Consider the following 20805-nt stretch of genomic DNA (forward strand, 5'->3'; position numbering starts at 1 on the left):
GAATCAATATGATAATAGGTATCCCAAAAGAAATTAAAAACAATGAAAACCGAGTTGGTCTTACACCTGCCGGTACAATGTCTTTCAAAAATGCAGGACATCAAGTACTTGTTGAAAAAGATGCTGGCGCAGGATCCGGTTTTACAGATGAAGCTTATGCACAAGCTGGCGCAACCATCATTGAAGACACTGCAGCAATTTGGGCAGCCGATATGGTCATGAAAGTTAAAGAACCTACTCCAAAGGAATATCAGTATTTCAGAAAAGACTTACTCCTATTTACTTATTTACACTTAGCAAATGAACCAGAGCTAACCAAACAGTTATTAGAAAATGAAGTGACAGCAATCGCTTATGAAACAGTTTCTTTAGAAGATCGTTCACTTCCCTTACTTAGTCCAATGAGTGAAATAGCAGGAAAAATGGCCGCCCAAATTGGGGCCCAATTCTTACAAAGTATTTATGCTGGTGAAGGTATCTTACTTGGTGGTGTACCTGGCGTTCCTCAAGGAGAAGTTGTCATTATTGGTGGTGGAATTTCCGGCTTAAATGCAGCTAAGGTTGCTGTTGGTTTAGGTGCACATGTCACTATTTTAGATGTGAATATTAATCGTTTAAGAGAGCTTGATAATATGCTAGGAAATCAAGTAACAACTTTAGTTTCAAATGCCTATAACATTGAAGCCAGTTTGAAAAAAGCAGACTTAGCAATCGGAGCCGTGTTAATCCCTGGTGCAAAAGCGCCTAAATTAGTGACAGAAGCGATGATTGCGCAAATGAAACCTGGTGCGATTGTGGTGGATATTGCCATTGACCAAGGAGGTATCTTTGAAACAACAGATACAATTACAACTCATGATGCACCAACCTATATCAAACATGGTGTTGTTCATTATGCTGTGGCAAATATGCCTGGTGCTGTACCAAGAACATCAACAATGGCTTTATCTAATGCCACAACACCTTATGGTTTACTACTTGCAAGTCAACCTTTTGAAGCCACAGTCAAACAACAACCTGCTTTATTCCGTGGCGTCAATACGTATCAAGGAAAATTAACCTATCAAGGTGTTGCTGAAGCAATAGACTTGCCTTATACACCTTTAGAAACACTATTAAACAAATAAAAGGAGTATTTAATGATGAAGAAAATTTATTTTGCTAGTCCGCTTTTTTCGGATATGGAACGCTTATACAATGAAATGGTTGTCGCTAAAATCCGTGAAACCTATCCTGAATTTGATCTTTTTGTTCCTCAAGAGCAAATGGGGATTAATGATAAAAATGCTTATGCAGATGCTAAAACAATTGCTAAGTATGACACTGATGCTCTATTGAATAGCCAACTTGTAATTGCTGTCTTAGATGGTACAAGTATTGATGTTGGAGTTGCAACTGAAATTGGAGTCGCTTATCAAGCCGGCATTCCTATAGTTGGATTATATACAGATTCTCGTCAACAAGGAGCCACTAACCAAAAGAAATTAGACGCACTACAAGAGCTTGCTGAATCTCAATTCTCTTATATTAATTTATATACAGTTGGATTGATTAAGATGAATGGTATCATTGTGGATAATTTAGAAGATTTAATCCAAGAAATTGCTTAGAAATTTTCTTATCTAGCCTAAAAAAAGCTATCTAACCATCAATTGATGATTGTAGATAGCTTTTTTAGCTGTCATTTTTTCTTAAATTCAATAAGCTCAGCATACCAAAAGTTGCCAAAAAAACGGGGGTAACAAAACGAAGCATATTCACACCCAATAATGTTGTCAGTCCCATATTAAACACTGAGTAGCAAAGGATAGACACATACAATTTATGCTGAACTGACTGCCCTTTTTTCAATTGATTCAATGTTAAATACGCATAAACTGCTATAACAAGGTAAACCAGCAACTCAAAAAAAGTCAGTAAATAAAAACTGATAGATAAATTTTGCAGCAGTAGCATTGTGATAGAACGCTTTCTTGTCAGATATAACACACCCAAAATAACAATACGAACAACACTCAAAAAGAGGCTGTATAAACAAATCAGCAAGGTATATCGATAAACAATTCTTTCCTGTTGGATCATACGAATGAAGCTCCTTTAAAGAAAAAAGAGACTTCAGCCTTTTTTTCCGTATAACGTTGAATCAATTGATCACAATAAACTTTAGGCGATGGTTGATAAAATGAAGTGGTAGTTTCTCCTGCTTGCTGTTGTTTTAAAAGAGAAACTACTTGATTCTGTAGCAGTGTTTCAACGAAGAAAGAATCTAGCTTGGAAGCCCGTAAATAGATTGCCACATTTCCAAACATTTTCTTATTTTCATACGTTAATTGTGATTGTATTTCTCTAATTTCTCTTTGCAGTCTTCTTACTTGAATACTCATATGACAACCTCCTTTTTACTGAATAAATTAAGCATAAAAAAGAAGTCATAAGAATCTGTTAAGAAAGTTGATAAGAATCCGATAAAAAAATAGCAGAACAGATTCAAAGCTGAATCTGTCCTACTACTCTGCTAACTATGCATGATTTTTAAACCACTCAGTGATTTCATTTAATCTTGCTAATCTTAAAGAAGGTAAACCTGTTCTCGATAAATTGTGGCTAGATTCTGGGAAACGAACAAATCTTGTGTCCACTCCTTGATTTTTTAAAGCAATAAAGAATTGCTCCGCTTGCTCAATTGGACAACGTAAATCTGCTTCTCCATGTAAAATTAATAAAGGTGTATCCGCTTGACTCACATAAGCTAATGGCGAATGTTTCCATAATTTATCAATATCCTCTAATCCTGCGCCCATTTCCCATTCAGTAAAGTAGTAACCAATATCACTTGTCCCATAAAAGCTTACCCAGTTTGAAATAGAACGTTGGGTTGCAGCCGCTCTAAAGCGTTTCGTTTGTGTCACAATCCAGTTGGTCATAAAGCCACCATAGCTGCCCCCTGTCACATATAAATGATCTGTATCAATCTCTGGATGCGCAGCTAAGGTTACGTCTACCCCTGTCATTAAATCTAAATAATCTTTATTGCCATAATCGCCCAATACTGCTTTAACAAAATCTTGCCCATAACCATTCCCACCACGTGGATTAATTAATAATACAGCATAACCCTCATTTGCATGCAGTTGCATTTCATGGAAAAAAGTAAAGCCATAACAAACTTGTGGGCCACCATGAATATAAAGCATCAATGGGACTTTCTTAGAGTCTTTTGGCACAATTGCCGGCATATACCAGCCTTGGACTTTAAAACCATCTGGTGCGTCAAAAATAAAGGCTTCTGCAGGTGTTAAGACTTTATCCGCTAAAACAGCTTGATTTGGATTAAATAGCACAGAATAAGTATCTATTAATAATTGAACTTGCCATAACTCACTTGGAATGGTTGGTGTAGAGACAGCAAGGACTGCTTCATCTGTTGCGCCATCAATGTCAAAATCAACAATATGCAGTTCTTTTTCAAAGACAGGTTTAACTTCACCTTGAATCGTGCCATAGTAAAGGAGCTTCTTGCCCCAGGTTGTAACAGGGAAATAAAATGAAGCACTATCTTTTCGCCAGACAACTGAGAATCCTCCTACATTTTGCTGGAAGTCTCCTACCATCATATCTCCAACTTCTTTATCTAAATCTTGTGTTAAACAAGTCAGTTTTTGCGTAGTAAAATCATAGAGGTATAATTTGGTTTGTGTTGCAACGACATGTTTAAAATCATTTCCTGCTAACAATAGTTTTTGACCATCTGGTGAAAAAGCGCCTACTACAAATTGGCCTTTTGGTATGCTATCCGTTAAACAAGTTGTTTTTTTCGTTCCCTTATCAAAAACATAGACATACTGTGCAAAATCTTTTTCATTTTCAGGAAATGCATCTTTGCCAAAAGCAATAGCTTGTCCATCAGGGGAAATCGCTCCTACCTGTACACGAACCTCGGTCTCAAATAATAAGGTTTCATTTTTAGAAAAATCAACTTCATAAAAATGTGTCGGCTGTTGCATCGAAATAAAGCCTGCACCATCGGCCTTATGTTGCATAGCTGTCACAACAGTTGGTTTAGGAAAGTCATTCTCTGTCTTTTCTTCTTGTTCTTTTGGTTCAGTTGTCACAATAATCCCTTGGCTATTTGGCAACCACTCATAGCTTGTGATGCCCGCTTCAAAAGTCGTAAAGGGAATCGCTTCCCCGCCTGCTAATGCCATAACATAGACTTGTGGCTTTTTATCTGCTCCTCTATTTGAAATGAAAGATAACCACTGACCATCTGGTGAAAGCTTTGGTGTTGTATTTTGCGTCCCTTGGGAAGCCCATACTGTCACTTCATTTGTCTCCACATTTAAACGATGAATTTCTGACGTGTACTGATTCTCTTTTTGATGAATCGTTGTTTCAATGTAGAATACATACTTTTTATCCTTCGTAAATTGAGGCTGAGCTAGACTTTTTAATGAGAATAAATCCTCAGCTACGATTCCTTTTGTTTTTTGTTTTTTGTCTGTCATAAAACATTCCTCCTTTAAACTTGAAAACAACCAATTGTCTGAATATTTTTACTCTTATAAGATATCATGCAAGATTTTCAGCATAATAGCAAGAAAATATTCGCTTTTATGCTGAAAAATAGTAAAATGGAAAGTAACGATTAGGATAAGGAGCAGTGAGATGAGACGTTTATTAATTATAGAAGATGACAATGATATTAATCGATTACTAGCCGATTTCTTTTCCAAAGAAAGTTTTCAGATTCAATCTGCTTTTTCTGGAACAGAAGCGATATTATATCTTGAACACGATTCATTTGATATGGTTTTACTTGACCTCATGTTACCTGGAATGACTGGTGAGGAAATTTTAGCGGTGCTTAGAACCAAACAGGATACTCCTGTTATTGTAATTTCTGCAAAAGATGATAAGGAATCAAAACTCCATGCCTTACGAATCGGTGCAGATGATTATGTGACAAAGCCTTTTGATTTAGATATTTTACTAGCGCGAGTGGAAACTAATTTACGTCGCTCTACAACACATCAGAATCAGCAGTCTACTCTTTTTGAATATCAGGATATTCTCTTAGACCAAGAAAGCAGAACAGTGACTGTTGCAAATGTACCGTTGAAATTAACTGGCTATGAGTTTGATATCTTGGCACTATTGATGACCAATCCTCAAAAAGTATTTACAAAAGGAAATATTTTTGAAAGTATCTGGCAGGAGGATTCTTTTGGTGACGAAGGAACAGTCAGTGTTCATATTAGCCATTTACGAACAAAATTAGGAAAAATCAATCCTGATGTCCAGTATATCGAAACGGTATGGGGGATTGGTTTTAAGTTATGTAAATAAATTTACCAAATTCTTCAGTATTTTCTTAATGGTTTCTTATAACCTTTTACATACATTAAATGAAGAAGAAAAGAGTCCATGAAAGGAGGTTTTTCTGTGCCGGAAAAAGTATTAGAAACAAAAAATTTAAGTAAACGGTATGGTCGCCAGCTGGCTGTTAAAGACTTGAATATGACCATTTATAAAGGCGATATTTATGGTTTTATTGGTGAAAATGGTGCAGGAAAATCAACTGTTCTCCGGATGCTTACTGGATTAACCAAGCCTAGTAGCGGGGAAGTTTCTTTCTTTGGCAGTACCAAACACAAGGATCGTGTCGAAAATCAAAAAAGAATGAGCGCTTTAGTTGATGCTCCTTCCTTTTATCCAAATATGTCAGCGAAGCAGAATCTTGAATATTATCGCTTACAACGAGGGATTTTAGAGAAAGAATTAGTCATGGAATCCCTTGAAAAGGTTGGACTTGCGACTCATAGTAAAAAAAAATTCAAGCATTTTTCATTAGGAATGAAGCAACGGCTGGCTCTTGCCTATACAATTATGGAAAGACCAGACTTAATTGTGCTAGATGAGCCCATTAATGGACTGGATCCTGCTGGAATTATTCAAATTAGGGAGCTTATTTTAGAATTAAATCAAAAGCATCATGTGACTTTTTTAATTACCAGTCATTTATTAGCTGAGCTTGCACAGGTTGCTACTGCTTATGGCTTTTTACAGCATGGCGTCCTATTAGAAGAGATTACAAAAAAAGAATTAGATAAAAAGCTCCTAACAAAAATTAAGATTTTTGTAGAGGATATTACTGCTGCAACCACCACTTTAGAATTAATTTGTGATGCTAGCTTATTTGAAGTGCGTAATCACTATGAAATCGTTGTGCAAAATCCTCATATCTCCATTGAAGAGATTAGTCGCCTTTTTTTTGAAAAGAGAATTTATGTGCAAAAGATTTATGAAGAGATTGAAACATTAGAGACTTATTTTAATCAGCTCACAGATGCAGCAAAAGGTCGTGATGTTTTATGAGACCTCTTCTTAGAGCAGACTTTTACCGTCTAAGGCTGAGTAAATCTTACTGGATTGGATTAGCTGCTATTTTACTCATCGTCATTTTGGGGACTTACACGATTCAAAATGTATTAAACACAACAAATAGAGTCTCTGAAAGTACAACGATTACAGAAGAGACCTATTTAAAGCAATACCTTTTCCAAACCATTAAAAGTTATCCTTCTGCTTATGAGGAAAATATTGAAGCTAGTATTGAGCAAGCTTTACCTGATGTCCAACAAAATAAAGTCGCGTTTTTTATCAATATGATGCAAACGGATACCTTAACAATGGTTCTTTTTTATTTGGTGGTGATTACTGGTTTTCTCTATGGCGATTTCTCCTCTAAAAGTATAAAAAACACTTTGCTTTACACAGGATCTAGATGGATTTATTTTCTTGAAAAATGGCTGTTTGGTGCACTGGTTACCTTTAGTGTTCTGACTTTTTTCCATCTGATGGTTACATTTACTTATCCAATTGCTTTTGGAGAAAACCCACTTAATTTCAAAATTTTATTGAGAACCTTTCAAGTTATTTTAGCGCAATTCCCAATTTATTTAGCGATTCATTCATTTGCTTTTTCAGTTTTTTTTCTTGTCTATAAGCGCTGGGCAACTGTTTTAATTACAGGATTTGTTTCAATTCTCTTGCCTATTTATTTAGCCGCGATTTCTGATCAAGTTCCGGCCTTACGGCAGTTTAATCCGTTTAATTTATTTAATACCATTGGTTATTTTAGTAAGGAGACGATGTTAACTGCATCCAATCTTTTTTATGGCGTTACAGTAAGTCTACTCTATTCCCTGATTTTTCTAGTCATTGGTTGGTATGGCTTTACTAAATTTGAGATAAAAAAATAAATATCTAATAGAATGGAGGAACAAGACATTGTTGAATCAAATAAAAGCTGACAGCTATCACTTATTGCAACATAAAAAGTGGTTGCTTGTTCCCCCACTCTTAATGATTCCTATTCTATTTATTTTTGTCATTCAATTATTGATTATTCCGATGTTTACACAATATTTTCAAGAAGTAAAAAGGATTGATCAAGAAGCCATTATTCAGCTAGAGAAAAAATATCAAACGGGGACGATTTCTTTTGATGATTCGTTTAAGCTAGAGATGGTAAGAAGTATTCAAGCAGGGGATTTTTCATTTGATTTTGATTCAGATGAAGAAACAACTAATCTAGCATCTGCTGATTTATTTGCTACAAGACAAGGATTATTAAATCATATGCAAAGTACGGTTGGGTTCGTTGCATTTGTGATGATGATTGTTGTAATCTTATTTTTCGCAGAAGATTTTACAACAAATAGTATTCGTAATATCTTTACTTATCAATTTGATAAGTGGCGGTATTTTTTGAATAAATGGATTTTCGGTGCATTGATTGCGTTGTTTCTATTATTTAGCTATCATTTATTAAACTTTATTGTGTCGCTTTTTCTTTTTCCAATTGATCATGATGTTTTTCGTTTATTAGAACAACTGCTAAAAGTAACCGTTGCGCAATATCCTTTATTTTTAACACAATTTTCATTAGCCTTTGCCCTAATATTCATTACAAGAAAAAAGAGTATCGCTATTTTATTAGCTTTTATTTCACCTGTTTTACTGGCTTTTCTTTTGGACCAGATTGTCACTAGATTGCACTTACCTACTAGCTTAAACTTTAAACCATTTCTTTATCTCACACAATATGGGCAGGGGGAGCACTTGACTTTATTGCCTATTCTACAAACATTAGTTGGCAGTAGCATCGTGATTATCTGTTATGCTTTACTTGGCTGGTTAGGATTTTCTAGATATATAAATAAACAATGATAGAAAGGAAGCAGCATATGCTATTTAGATTTCTGATTATTTTTATTCTTGGCGCCCTGTTTGGTTTCTTTCTTTGTCAAATTGTTTTAAAAAAGGAAATGAAACGGTTAACGCATAAATTAAGCAGCATTCGAACAAGTAAATCAAATGAGCGATTACTATCCTCACTGGGGCAGCTTGCCCTGGCAGATTTTATTCGAGAAGTGAATTTAACCCTTGATGAGGAAGTTAAGAATAATTTGATTTTGGAAGAAAAGGGACAACTCTTAAGGCAGTCCATGACGAATATGTCTCATGATTTAAGAACACCACTCACTTCTATTCTAGGTTATTTAAAATTAGCAACACAACCAGGAATCGCCGAAGATGAGCAACGCAGATATTTAGAGGTTGTGAAGAATAAGTCGCTTAATTTACAGCAATTAATTGAACAATTTTTCTTGCTTTCTCGTGTGGAATCTGAGATTGTTCAAGTAAAGCAACAACCAACTGAATTAACAGCAATTCTGCAAGAAGTCATTGCAAGTTATTATGAGGACTTTATCCAGCAAACGATTCAACCTGTGATTGAAATGCCTGAGAATGCGGTTTGGTGTCTTGGAGATGAGGATGCACTGCGTCGGGTGTTTAATAATCTGCTGCAAAATATGGTAAAGCATGAAGGGAAAAGCGCTGAAATTAAATTAGCTTATGATGGAAATAAAAAATGGGTGTTAATTTATTTTACAAACCATCTAGCGAATATTAATCAAGCTGAAGCTGAACGCTTTTTTGAAAGGTTTTATACAGCAGACAGAATGCGCAGTGGGCAAAATACTGGTCTTGGGCTTTCTATTGTGAAAGAGCTGATGGAAAAAATGGGTGGGGCTGCAACTGCTTCTGCTTGGGAGCAGGAAAACCGTTTTACAATTTTGTTACGGCTTCAGGTAGCGGTAGAGAAATAAAAAGAATTACTTCTGTAGCTCTTTTTTCAATAAGGTAATATCCAATATAGAATGTACAACTTTTTGATTATCCCAAAAATTGTCGTGGCTGTACCTAGGTATCAAGTGAGCATGAAAATGTGTCCCTGTCTCCATAACTTTACCATTATTTTGAATAATGCTTACTCCTAAAACATTAAACTTCTCTTCAAAAATAGTCATAATCTTTTTTTCTAGTTTTATTAATTCTAGCAATTCATGCTCAGGTATTTCTATCATATTTTTATAATGTTTTTTTGAAATGATTAAGAGATGCCCAACTTGAATTGGATCAGTATCCAAAACAACAAAATAGTTCTCTGTTTCAACTAATATATCTTTACTTTTTATTTTAGTACAAAAAATACAGTCAACCATCAGTTTATCCTCTTTTCTCATAATTTTTAAAATCGTATAATAAAAAATATCTTGGCAATTTTCAGTTCTATTTCTGAATCTTACCAAGATATTTTTCTATTTAAAGACGTTTATTGTAAACCATTATTTGATTATGCTTGATATAATTTTTCTACTTGTTCTTGTACATTTTTATCTTCTAAGAATTCATCATAAGTTGTATCAGCACGATCAACAACACCGTTATCAGATACTTCAATAATGCGGTTTGCAATGGTTTGGATGAACTGGTGGTCATGAGAACCGAATAATAATGCCCCTTTAAAGGCGATTAGTCCATCATTTAGCGCTGTGATTGATTCAAGATCTAAGTGATTGGTTGGATCATCAAGTACTAAGACGTTTGCTTTGCTTAACATCATTTTAGAAAGCATACAACGGACTTTTTCTCCCCCTGACAAGACAGAAACTTGTTTCATAACATCTTCCCCAGAAAATAGCATACGACCTAGGAAGCCACGTAAGAAGGTATTGTCGCTTTCTTCTTTTGAAGCAAATTGACGTAACCAATCCACAATGTTTAATTCACTATTGTTGAAGTATTCTGAGTTATCTTTTGGCAAGTACGCTTGACTTGTTGTCACGCCCCATTTGTAAGTGCCTGAATCTGGCTCTAATTCGCCAGAGATGATTTTAAATAAGGTTGTAATCGCAATATCGTTACGGCCAATAAAGGCTGTTTTGTCTTCTTTATTGAGTGAGAAAGTAATGTTGTCTAAAACTTTCACGCCATCAATGGTTTTAGATAGGTTTTCAACGCGTAATAAATCATTACCGATTTCTCTTTCAGGTGTAAATCCAACAAATGGATAACGTCGTGAAGAAGGTTGAATGTCATCTAAGGTAATTTTTTCTAGCATTTTTTTACGAGAAGTTGCTTGTTTTGATTTAGATGCGTTTGCGCTAAATCTTGCAATAAAGTCTTGTAATTCTTTGATTTGTTCTTCTTTTTTAGCATTTGAATCTTGTGCTAATCTTGATGCTAATTGGCTTGATTCTAGCCAGAAGTCATAGTTTCCTACATATAATTTAATTTTTCCAAAGTCAACGTCTGCCATATGTGTACATACTTTATTTAAGAAGTGACGGTCATGGGATACAACAATGACTGTATTCGGGAAATTAATTAAGAATTCTTCTAACCATTGAATTGATTTTGTGTCCAATCCATTGGTCGGCTCATCTAGTAAAAGAATGTCAGGCTTACCAAATAAAGCTTGGGCCAGCAAGACTTTAACTTTTTCTCCACCGGTTAATTCGCTCATTGTTTTTTGTTGTAGGGTTTCATCAATGCCTAATCCTTGTAAAAGAACAGCTGCTTCTGATTCTGCTTCCCAACCGCCTAATTCACCGAATTCACCTTCTAATTCAGCAGCACGAATACCATCTTCATCTGTAAAGTCTTCTTTCATATAAATGGCATTTTTTTCTTGCATCACTTCATACAGACGTTTATAGCCCATAATCACTGTATCTAGGACATTATATTCTTCATAATCATAGTGGTTTTGACGTAACATGGTTAAACGTTCGCCTGCACTAATATTGACATCTCCTGATGTTGGTTGGACATCTCCTGATAATACTTTTAGAAATGTTGATTTTCCTGCACCATTGGCACCGATTAATCCGTAGCAGTTACCTGGTGTGAATTTAATATTGACTTCATCAAAAAGTTTGCGATCTGAAAATTGCAAACCGACGTTTGTTACTGTAATCATAAATTTGTTCCCTCTATTCGTTTTTTTATCTCATCACATTCTATCATAAACTAGGGTTAAATACTACATGATAAAGGGTTATCTAAAAATGAGCAGCAGCTATCATGACCCTACTTTACTAGATAGGATATTTCTTTATTTTGAGAATACATGCTTTCGATTACATTAAATAGGCTATCTAATCATGCGACATAACTTGTCATCGTTTGAATATTCTCTTGACAAAAAGGAACGCATGTTCTTATAATAGTATTGAATAAAATAACAACTATTGGGAGTGAACAGTCATGTTAGATCATTTTACCATTAAGGTAACTGATATTGAAAAAAGTAAAGTCTTTTACAAAAATCTACTCGCAACATTGAATGCAGAAATTAAATTAGATTTTGGTAAAACTGTTAGTTTTGGTGATATTGGCTTTTCTGGTGGTGATCCTGGTGGCTATTTTTGGATAGCTGAAGGTAAACCGCAACATATTCACTTTGCTTTCAACGCTAAATCCAAACAAGAAGTTGATCGTTTTTATCTGACAGCATTGGAGTTAGGCGGAACAAGCAATGGAGAACCGGGTTTTAGAGACTATCATGAAAACTATTATGCTACATTTATTTATGACTTAGATGGCTACAATATTGAAGCTGTTTATCATGGTGAATAAAACAAAAAATGAAATAGAATAGTGAATCTCATTTTCAAAATAAGGTAGGTTTTGAGATGAAGCTTGGCTGATGCACATTAAAAACTGCTTTAGACGCTACTTTAGAAGAGAAATTAATCACCGAGCAACACGTGATTGAATCTTTGATACAAAAAATTTTTTGACAAATAGCAGCATGTTTAAAAGGGGAAGCCGTTTATGTCGATACTGACGGGCTATCCCCTCTTCTAGATGAAAAATCAGCTTAGTTCTTCACTCATAATTTCATAAACCTGATTTTCTTCGGTTATGATTTTAATTTGAAGAAAATCAAAGCCATCTCTTTTAACATCTTCCCAAGCGACCCGTCTATCATCTATCAACACCACATTGCCCTCTGAATCAAAGCTGTAATCTTCTTTCTCACTTTCATAATCAATACCTAGTCCTACAGCTAACTCAATGGTTCTTACTTTTTCTGAAGGGTATTTTTTTAAGCTTCTATTTTTAACAAATAATGGGTCATGTTCATAACAAAACATATTGTCATACCCATATAAAGCCCCATCAAATAGCACAATTTCCTCATTAGAATCATGACTTTTAGCAATGATTAGGATGGGTTCAGCAAGCTTTTCATTTGTTATCAAGCAATCATTTTCAAGATAGATTAAATCCCCTGAATAAAATATTTCAAACCAATCATGTGGAAGTTTAGGCTCAATTTTTAATTCTAAAAAATCATTTTCAGCAATAAATGTTGCATGTTCTTTTAAATATGTAGGGATATGATTCATTGTGTATTCTACTCCTTTTTTATTGGAAATCATTTAAATAGTTTTGGATTTTTTTCCGATCATTAGCTAGTGGCTTAAATTTTTTTTGAAAATCTAGGAATTCTTTTTTGTAGCCTAATGCGCGCATTTTATAAATCGTATCAAAAATATGTAGCGCAATACAAGGATCATCAAGATAAGGAATCAGTTGTGGGGCCAAATAGGCATATTTTCTCTTCCCTAGCAGCATCACAAAACTCTGTCTCCCACGTTTTGCCTGTTTATTTTGAATGATTTTTAGTAGTAGTTTGATTTGTCTTTCATCAAATTGAAACTTTTTATCCGTTTGGATAAGCTGTCTAAGCTGTTCACCCATAGCCCATAATTTACTTTCAAAAGGCAAAGAATAGATAATTCCTAATCTATTTGGAGGTAAATCTTCTAGCATTTTACTTGGAATGAGTTTAATTGCATCTTCTAATAGACTGTTTACTTCTTCCATCAATTAGCCTCCTTCCTTACTTTGTTCTCTTCATTAAATAACACTTCATCTATTGATTGGCAGAATGTACCTGAATTCAAATATAACATAACAAAATGGCATTGCACATTACTTTTTCTCTTAAAAACTGTTCTGTTATGATATGATAATTCATATAAAATATTAAAGGTAGGTTTTGAGATGAAAATTGGCTTACGCACACTAAAAACTGCCTTGGGCGCTACTTTAGCACTGATAATGGCACAACTGTTACATTTGGATTATGCAATTTCAGCTGGGATTATTGTGATTTTAAGTGTCCAAAACACAAAAATGGATTCTTTTAAATTAGCAAGTCAACGGTTACTTTCTACGGTACTTGCACTTGGAATTAGCTCTGCATTATTTGCATTACTTGGTTACCAGCCTTATGTATTTGGCTTGTATTTGCTCTTATTTATTCCAGTAACCGCAAAATTGAAAGTGACAGATGGGATTGTGGTTAGTTCGGTTTTAGTAACACATTTATATATTGAGCAGTCGATTGCTCTGCATTGGCAAATCAATGAATTGTTATTAATGTTTGTTGGGGCTGGCATTGGGATTTTAATGAATTTGTATATGCCTACTTTAGAGGAAAAATTGATTGCTGAACAGCGCGCAATTGAATCTTTAATGCAACGGATTCTTGGGCAAATGGCACATAGTTTAAAAGAGGAAGCTGTTTATGTAGATACTGATGGACTATTCCCTCTCTTAGATCAAAAATTAGTTGATGCGGAGATTATGGCGGAGCAACAGTTCAATAATGTAATTTTTGAGCGGGCACATTACTATGTGAAATATTTTGATATGCGTCATTTACAATTTACGATTTTAGCCTTGATGAAGCAGCATTTGATTCATTTTGATGTGACCAATGAGCAAAGTGAGCAGTTGGCGATTTTGGTTGGAAATACTGCGGTTTGTTTGGATGAAAATAATCCAGTGACTGAGCTTGTTAAGGATGTGGATCAGTTATTAGAAGTATTTAGAAAGAGTCCATTGCCTCAAACTCGGGAGGAATTTGAGAATCGGGCAACACTTTTTCAGTTTTTGAATGATTTTCATCATTTATTGGAAGTGAAGCGGGAATTTTATGAACATTTACACCCCAAAGAAAATTAAGACAATAAAAAGCACGACTTCACACAATCATTTCTTATTTGTGTGAAGTCGTGTTTTCACTTCTAATCGTCTCACTTTATTTCAAATATTCTTTTACAATTCGCTCATTGATTTCAATCATTTGATAAAAATCGTCAATCTTCACAAATTCATTTGGCTGATGTGCATACTTTGTTTCGCCTGGTCCTAAAATTAAAATTGGAAATTCTTTTTTCACTCGTCCAAATTGTGAACCATCTGTATAACCTGTCATACCAAATATATTCGCTTCTCTTTGCGTAACTTCTGTTACGACTTTTTGCGTTAAAATAGTGAATGGATTGTCTACTTCCGTTCTAACGGAAGGTAAGTCATTAATAAATTCAATCTCTGCTTTAAAATCTGGTACAGTATTTGTTAAATGAGCAATCATTTCTTTAAATTGTTGTTTTAATTCTTCGTGATCTTGAGTTTTAATTGTACGGATATCAATTTCTACTGTACATTTATCTGGTACAACATTGGTTCCATTACCAGCATTGATAATATCTAAGCTGGAAGTTGATGCACCAACTAATTCATCAATTGATTTAGAAAAATCAAAGTTTTTTTTGAATGCATTTAAAACAAGTAACATATGTTCAATTGCATTGACTCCTTGATCTGGCATTGAACCATGTGCAGTTTTTCCATAAGTGGTAATACGAGGCCATAATGCACCTTTATGTGCAACACCGATTGCAACATTGGTTGGCTCTCCAATGACTAGAGCATCTAAATCATCTGCATAACCTTTATCTACTAGTTGTCCAGAACCAATAGCGCTGGTTTCTTCTCCAACTGTTGCCAACAGCTTAATTGTCCCTTTAAAATCAGCACCTGCTTCTTTCAAACGAATCATTGCAACAACTGCCGCAATTAAGCCTGATTTCATATCACACGTACCTCGACCAAATAATAAACCATCTTTTTCAAGCGCCGCAAAGGGATCATTTTCCCATGGAATTTCCCCAATAGGAACTACATCCATATGTCCAGAAAAGCCAAGAACTGGACCTTCTTCTTTTCCTTTTAAGGTTGCAACTAATTGATTTCTGCCTGCACTATATTCAACTTGCTCACAAGGAATATCGTAGCTAGTCAATAATTTTTCTAGTTTATCTGCTACTATTTTCTCATCACTTAACACACTTTTTATTTGTACCACTTCTTTTAATAAATCTAACGCTTCTTGATTGTTCATCATTTGATTCGCCCCTTAATTACGTTTTTCTGCTGGAATAATAAATACGATAGAAAGTAATGCCAATAGACAGAACACAACATTTGTAAGTAAACCTAGTGTTGCTCCTAGCGTGTAGTCAACACCTGCACTAAAGCCATTATAAACGGCGGCTGAAATGGCAACGCCTAAAGAACCACCAAGTGAACTCGCCATTTTATAAATTCCTGAGGCAACACCTGCTTTTTCATTTGGTACACTTGAAATAGCTGTATCGGTTGATGGAGTTGCATACATCCCTAAACCCATTCCAAATAAACTATAGCCTATGAAAACTAAGACAAAATAAGCTGTACCTGTAACGGTGGTTAAAGCCATTAAGCCAATCCCGACACCTGATGAAATCGTGCCCCAAAGCATCGGTTTCTTAGCACCAATTGTTTGAAGTAATTTTTCACCAATACGAATGGTTACTAATACTAAACAAAGATAACCGATTGATAATAACCCTGTACTAGCTGCTGATAAGCCACGTCCTTGTTGAACATACGTATTAATAACAATCAATGTTCCTGCAACCGCATTTAATAGGAAATTAGAAATGGTCGCTCCTAGATACCCTCGATTTTCAAATAATGAAAATTCTACAAAGCTATCATCAATTGCTCGTTCTACTTTATAAAAAACAATTAACCCGACAACAACAATGACAGCTAATCCAAGAACCATTGGGCTTGTCCAGCCTAATTCTGAGCCTTTTGAAACCACAATATTTAAAGCGACCATGGAAACAATAAATAGCAATAAACCAATAGTGTCAAACTTACTTTTTTGATTACTTTCAACTTTACTTTCTGGTGTACCAAAAATCAAAAAGATACTCAGTAATGAAATAAGGATTGAAAAAATAAAGACATAACGCCAACCTAGTGAACTAGCAATGGCACCCCCAAAGAAAGAACATAAACCTGAACCACCCCAAGAGCCAATAGACCAATAACTTAATGCACGTTGACGATCTTTCCCATCATAATAAGTTTTAACTAAAGCCATTGTTGCAGGCATAATACAAGCTGCTGACAAACCTTGTAAGATACGACCAGCAATAAATAAGAAAGAACCATTCGCAATAACTAATGCAGCTGAACCAATAATACTTAGAATAAGTCCAATATAAGTTAATTTCATCCGCCCTACTTTATCAGCTAAACCTCCGGCAACTACAATAAAAATCCCGGAAAATAAACCAGTCATGGAAATGCCAATGTTTAAAATACCAGAAGAAACACCTAAATCAGCTTGGACAGATGGCGCCATGTTTAATAGAGATTGTGCAAATAACCAATAAGTAAGCACACTTAAAACAATTCCTATCAGTAATTTATTTGTACCTTTATATGCTACAGCATCTGCTGTGTTTGCTGTTGTTTTCATGATTAAACTCCTTTAGATAAATAGTATACAACTGCACTTGCCATTGATTTTGCTGCAATCATTAGGCAAGCTTCATCAATGTAAAACTTTGGATGATGATGCGGATACATCGGCGTACCTTCTTTATGTGCACCAACAAAAAAGAAACAACTTGGACGTTCTTTTGCATAGTAAGAAAAATCTTCTGATGGTGTTTGCGGACCACATTCAACAAGATTCTTCATTTCAGGTATCGCAGCTTCTTGTAGTGCATTCGCTACCATTTCTGTGACTTTTTCATCATTTACACAAACTGGATAATCATTTTCATAAGTCAACTCGTAAGTCAGTCCAAAAGTATGACTGATACCCTCTACAATTTGTCTGAATTCTTTTTCTACAATTTCACGTGTTTCTTCTTTCATCATGCGAACATCGCCTTCAAGTGTTACAGTATCTTTAATCACATTAGATGAGCCCTTACCATCAAATGAGCCAATTGTAACAGTTGCTGTATCAAATGGATTAATACGACGACTTACAATGGTTTGAATCGCGGTCACAAATTGTGCGGCTGCAACGATTGTGTCATTTGCATCTTGAGGTGTTGAACCATGCCCTCCTTTTCCTTTTAAAGCAACCTTAAATGATGCTCTACCAGTATGAACCGGTCCTTTATGATAAAGTACATCTCCTAATGGCATTGTGCTCATCACATGAATCCCCAAAACATTCTCTACACCATCTAAACAACCTGCTTCAATCATCCCTTTTGCACCACCAGGAGGAACTTCTTCTGCTGGTTGATGAATAACACGAATGGTACCTGCTAATTCTTCTTTTAATTCAATTAAAGAAGCTGCTAAAACCATCATGTATGCTGTATGTCCATCATGTCCGCAAGCATGCATAACACCTGGAATCTTAGAAGAAAATGGCAGTTCGGTCTCTTCTTGAATGGGTAAAGCATCAAAATCTGCTCGAATCGCTAAGGTAGGCCCTTTTTTTCCACCATGAATATCAACTAAAATGCCATTTCCTCCACCAACATTGGTTTGAATATCACAGGCTTTGTCTTCATAAAAAGCAGCAATATATTGCGCTGTTTTTGTTTCCTGAAAAGATAATTCAGGAGACTCATGGAAATGACGACGAATCTGAATCATTTCTGCTTCTTTTTCTTGAAGTTTTGCAAATAGTTTGGTTTGTAAATTTTCCATTATCATCTCTCCTCTCACCACATTACATATTCTATGCTCAATCCAAAGCATCACAATACCCAAAATTTCCTAATAACAGATATCATTTTCCTTTATCTTAAATAAAGAAAATAAAAGAACCACAAAAGGAATATATTTTCGAATCCATGCTATAATAAACCTAATATTGAAACGAAAAGGAGAATAAAATGATTGCCAATAGAAACTATCGAATCTATTACCAACAATTTCAAAAAGAAAAGCAGGTTCTTTATCAAGAAACAACTATTCTGATTCTTTTAAAAGGGAAAATGTTTATTCAAGCAGAGGAAGAGCATTGTTCTTTAGCAGAGGGAGACGTATTTGTGATGAATGCAAATGAACATATTTTACTCACTGTTGAAGAGTCAGACTATTGTTTATATGTAGAAATGCATATCAATCATTTATTTTTTGCTACACAGTTTCCAGCCATTTTTTATACACGCTTTGAATGTACACCTAAGCTAAATGAATATGGAAAAATGGAGGCTATTACTGCACTTAGAAGACAAGTTGCGGAATTGTGTTTAGTTGAATTCAGCAATGATTCAGCTAAAGCGTTAAAAGTGAATCTATTGTTATCTCAAATTATTCTATCTCTTGTCCAATTCTTTCAAAAAGAAAATACGAATAGCTATCAGCTTTCAGATAATCAAAAATTAAGAACAATGATTGAATATATCGAAGAAAATTATCAAAGCGGGATTCTTTTAGCAGATATGGCGGAAAAGTTTTTTATGTCAGAATCAGCTTTATCAAAATTTTTCAAAAAAGAAACAGGTGAGTATTTTTCTCATTATATACGAACTATTTGTGTCAAACATAGTATTCCAGAATTACTGTATTCTAAAAAAAACATTGAACAAATTGCTTTGAATAATGGGTTTAGCAATAGCAAAACGTATCGTCAACATTTTAAAAAACTTTTTAATGAATTACCAACCCTCTATCGCGCTAAACATTTAGATGTTGCCCGCGCACCTTCAAACGAACAGCCCAAGACTATGCTTGAAAATGTTGAAAAGAAGGAAATTCTGATTCCTTTATATAGCTATACCCATGCACCTGCTGAAGACCAACAACCTTCAAAAGTATCTTTAAAAACAAAAAAATTGCACATTACAACAAAAACAGCTGGAATAGAAAGACAAGATTCTGAAATCATGATTCATGTTGGAGATTGGAAAGTTTTAGCCATAAAAAGTGTACAAGAACAACTTCGCCAATTAAACAAAGAGATGAGAATTACTTATATTAGCATTCATTCTTCTTTTAAAAAAGTTCCTTTATCAGTAAAAATCCATCAACAAGCTGCTTTAAACTCTTTTCCTTCTTTTGAAATATTAGATGGGATTTTAGCTTTTTTGAAAGCAGAAGGCTTATCGATTTTTTTCCAATTGTCTTTAGATGAATTTAAACAACTAAATGAAAAAAGCAAAGAGGTTTATCGTCGATTTTTCCAACATATCCAAAGTTATCTTGGAACAGAAGTCGCACCACAATGGAAGGTTAATTGTTTATTTGAGGGGAATGATATTCAAGCGTATCATTCTGAATTTAAAGAAATCTGCCATCTATTACAGAGTATTTCTTCTACAATCGAAATTGGCGCAAGAGTTCCTTTACCTGATCCTTTTTTTGAATTTGAACAATCTCATATATTACCCTGCTTTTATCAAGAAATTGCACAATTTTGTCATTTTCTTTCTTTTTCAGCAGAACCTAATTATGTCTTTCATAATCCTGAAAATCATTTTCCTGATTTAAAAAATTATCATCAGTACGTGGTCGATAAAACCTTATATATCAAGCAAATGATGAAAGAAAACGGCATCAAGTTGCCCTTATATTTGACTGAATGGAATACCTTAACAGGGATGACCAGAAATATCAACGGTACCTTTTTCAGAGGTGCGATTATCTTAAAAAATATGTTAAAATTCGATCAATTAGTTGTAGGATATGGCTTTTGGTTAAATATTGAATTATATGAGGAAAATACACAAAAACGGCCACTTAAAAATGATAGTTTAGAGCTATTTCATTATTATAGTGGGAAACGGCCAGCCTACTTTTGTTTAGCATTGGCCAGACGAACTTTAGGGGAAATGCTAGCACAAGGAGAAGATTATCTTTTAACAGTTCACCATGGAACCTATCAGCTTTTGTTGTTTAATCCCAATTATTTTGATCCGCACCTTTCTTCTGAAGAAGCCTTTTTAAAGAGTCAAACCATCACCATTGATTTAGCTATTACTGGTATTAAGCCCAATCGTTATCAAGTAAAGCTTATTGAATTTAATCGTCAAAATGGTGCATTATTCTATTCTTATGATGAATTTAGTCAGGTAAACCAGTTAGATATCGAAACGCAACAGTATATTGTTGAAAAAACAAAGCCTAAGATAAAGGTTTTTGATACACACATTGAGTCATTATTTAATCATTATCTCACTTTAGATACAAATGGTGTTGCCTTAATTGAGTTAACCCCTATTTTATTCTAAATAAAAAATACCCGCCTACTGCTCCTAAGCAATCGACGGGTAGTGTTTT

At 34.7% G+C, this 20805-nt stretch carries 20 protein-coding genes; 10 read left to right on the forward strand and 10 right to left on the reverse strand.

Going from position 1 to position 20805, the window contains the following annotated elements:
- Positions 1-8: 8 nt before the first annotated feature.
- Both ald and BMW29_RS09440 read left to right on the forward strand, forming a co-directional pair.
- Entirely contained in the window at positions 9-1127 is a 1119-nt protein-coding gene (ald, locus tag BMW29_RS09435; RefSeq protein ID WP_092652761.1) for an alanine dehydrogenase, read from the forward strand.
- A gap of 12 nt (positions 1128-1139) precedes the next feature.
- The gene (locus tag BMW29_RS09440) at positions 1140-1610 is read left to right on the forward strand and encodes a nucleoside 2-deoxyribosyltransferase (RefSeq protein WP_092652763.1); all 471 of its coding nucleotides are present in this window, start codon (positions 1140-1142) and stop codon (positions 1608-1610) included.
- Between the two features lie 64 nt (positions 1611-1674).
- Here the strand turns inward: BMW29_RS09440 and BMW29_RS09445 are convergent, their stop codons facing one another.
- From BMW29_RS09445 to BMW29_RS09455, 3 genes are all read right to left on the reverse strand, one after another.
- Positions 1675-2082, reverse strand: coding sequence for a hypothetical protein (locus tag BMW29_RS09445; protein ID WP_092652765.1), 408 nt, complete (start codon positions 2080-2082; stop codon positions 1675-1677).
- Positions 2079-2384 (reverse strand): DUF1129 domain-containing protein, encoded by a 306-nt coding sequence (locus tag BMW29_RS09450; RefSeq protein WP_092652767.1) that lies wholly within the window; start codon positions 2382-2384, stop codon positions 2079-2081. Before BMW29_RS09450 ends, BMW29_RS09445 begins: the two co-directional genes overlap by 4 nt.
- Positions 2385-2519: 135 nt before the next feature.
- Complete coding sequence (locus BMW29_RS09455) at positions 2520-4505, reverse strand: S9 family peptidase (RefSeq protein WP_092652769.1); 1986 nt, start codon at positions 4503-4505, stop codon at positions 2520-2522.
- A gap of 160 nt (positions 4506-4665) precedes the next feature.
- Here BMW29_RS09455 and BMW29_RS09460 point away from each other — a divergent pair, with 160 nt between their 5' ends.
- From BMW29_RS09460 to BMW29_RS09480, 5 genes are all read left to right on the forward strand, one after another.
- Entirely contained in the window at positions 4666-5346 is a 681-nt protein-coding gene (locus BMW29_RS09460; protein ID WP_092652771.1) for a response regulator transcription factor, read from the forward strand.
- 96 nt (positions 5347-5442) lie between these two features.
- Positions 5443-6375, forward strand: a complete 933-nt coding sequence (locus BMW29_RS09465; protein WP_092652773.1) for an ATP-binding cassette domain-containing protein — start codon at positions 5443-5445, stop codon at positions 6373-6375.
- The gene (locus BMW29_RS09470) at positions 6372-7262 is read left to right on the forward strand and encodes a hypothetical protein (protein WP_092652775.1); all 891 of its coding nucleotides are present in this window, start codon (positions 6372-6374) and stop codon (positions 7260-7262) included. The genes BMW29_RS09465 and BMW29_RS09470 overlap by 4 nt, the downstream gene beginning before the upstream one ends.
- 28 nt (positions 7263-7290) lie before the next feature.
- Positions 7291-8232, forward strand: a complete 942-nt coding sequence (locus BMW29_RS09475; RefSeq protein ID WP_092652777.1) for a hypothetical protein — start codon at positions 7291-7293, stop codon at positions 8230-8232.
- Between the two features lie 17 nt (positions 8233-8249).
- On the forward strand, positions 8250-9176 hold the full coding sequence (locus BMW29_RS09480; RefSeq protein ID WP_177165736.1) for a sensor histidine kinase: 927 nt from the start codon (positions 8250-8252) through the stop codon (positions 9174-9176).
- Positions 9177-9182: 6 nt separating this feature from the next.
- Here BMW29_RS09480 and BMW29_RS09485 read toward each other — a convergent pair whose 3' ends face one another.
- Together BMW29_RS09485 and BMW29_RS09490 are read right to left on the reverse strand one after the other, a co-directional pair.
- Positions 9183-9572: an HIT family protein gene (locus BMW29_RS09485; RefSeq protein WP_092652781.1), complete on the reverse strand. Its 390-nt coding sequence runs from the start codon at positions 9570-9572 to the stop codon at positions 9183-9185.
- Positions 9573-9703: 131 nt separating this feature from the next.
- Positions 9704-11332, reverse strand: coding sequence for an ABC-F family ATP-binding cassette domain-containing protein (locus BMW29_RS09490; RefSeq protein WP_092652783.1), 1629 nt, complete (start codon positions 11330-11332; stop codon positions 9704-9706).
- 287 nt (positions 11333-11619) lie between these two features.
- Here BMW29_RS09490 and BMW29_RS09495 point away from each other — a divergent pair, with 287 nt between their 5' ends.
- Positions 11620-11991, forward strand: coding sequence for a VOC family protein (locus tag BMW29_RS09495; RefSeq protein ID WP_092652785.1), 372 nt, complete (start codon positions 11620-11622; stop codon positions 11989-11991).
- A gap of 239 nt (positions 11992-12230) precedes the next feature.
- Here BMW29_RS09495 and BMW29_RS09500 read toward each other — a convergent pair whose 3' ends face one another.
- Both BMW29_RS09500 and BMW29_RS09505 read right to left on the reverse strand, forming a co-directional pair.
- Positions 12231-12767: a hypothetical protein gene (locus BMW29_RS09500; RefSeq protein WP_092652787.1), complete on the reverse strand. Its 537-nt coding sequence runs from the start codon at positions 12765-12767 to the stop codon at positions 12231-12233.
- 19 nt (positions 12768-12786) lie between these two features.
- Positions 12787-13248 (reverse strand): hypothetical protein, encoded by a 462-nt coding sequence (locus BMW29_RS09505; RefSeq protein WP_092652789.1) that lies wholly within the window; start codon positions 13246-13248, stop codon positions 12787-12789.
- Positions 13249-13428: 180 nt separating this feature from the next.
- On the opposite strand from BMW29_RS09505, the gene BMW29_RS09510 reads away from it, so the two are divergent.
- Entirely contained in the window at positions 13429-14394 is a 966-nt protein-coding gene (locus tag BMW29_RS09510) for an aromatic acid exporter family protein (RefSeq protein WP_092652791.1), read from the forward strand.
- A gap of 76 nt (positions 14395-14470) precedes the next feature.
- Here the strand turns inward: BMW29_RS09510 and BMW29_RS09515 are convergent, their stop codons facing one another.
- Genes BMW29_RS09515 through BMW29_RS09525 form a run of 3 tightly spaced genes read right to left on the reverse strand, consistent with a single transcriptional unit; the run spans position 14471 to position 18234 of the window.
- Positions 14471-15619 carry an ArgE/DapE family deacylase gene (locus BMW29_RS09515; protein ID WP_245706266.1) on the reverse strand — a complete coding sequence of 383 codons (1149 nt, stop codon included), beginning with the start codon at positions 15617-15619 and terminating at the stop codon, positions 14471-14473.
- Positions 15620-15631: 12 nt separating this feature from the next.
- Complete coding sequence (locus BMW29_RS09520) at positions 15632-17029, reverse strand: MFS transporter (protein WP_092652793.1); 1398 nt, start codon at positions 17027-17029, stop codon at positions 15632-15634.
- Positions 17030-17031: 2 nt separating this feature from the next.
- Entirely contained in the window at positions 17032-18234 is a 1203-nt protein-coding gene (locus BMW29_RS09525) for a M20 family metallopeptidase (protein WP_177165737.1), read from the reverse strand.
- Positions 18235-18416: 182 nt separating this feature from the next.
- Between BMW29_RS09525 and BMW29_RS09530 the strand changes: the two genes are divergently transcribed.
- Positions 18417-20756: a helix-turn-helix domain-containing protein gene (locus BMW29_RS09530; RefSeq protein WP_092652797.1), complete on the forward strand. Its 2340-nt coding sequence runs from the start codon at positions 18417-18419 to the stop codon at positions 20754-20756.
- Positions 20757-20805 lie beyond the last annotated feature (49 nt).

It is taken from the genome of Isobaculum melis (genome assembly GCF_900111355.1).
In the GTDB taxonomy this organism is placed as follows: Bacteria; Bacillota; Bacilli; order Lactobacillales; family Carnobacteriaceae; genus Isobaculum; species Isobaculum melis.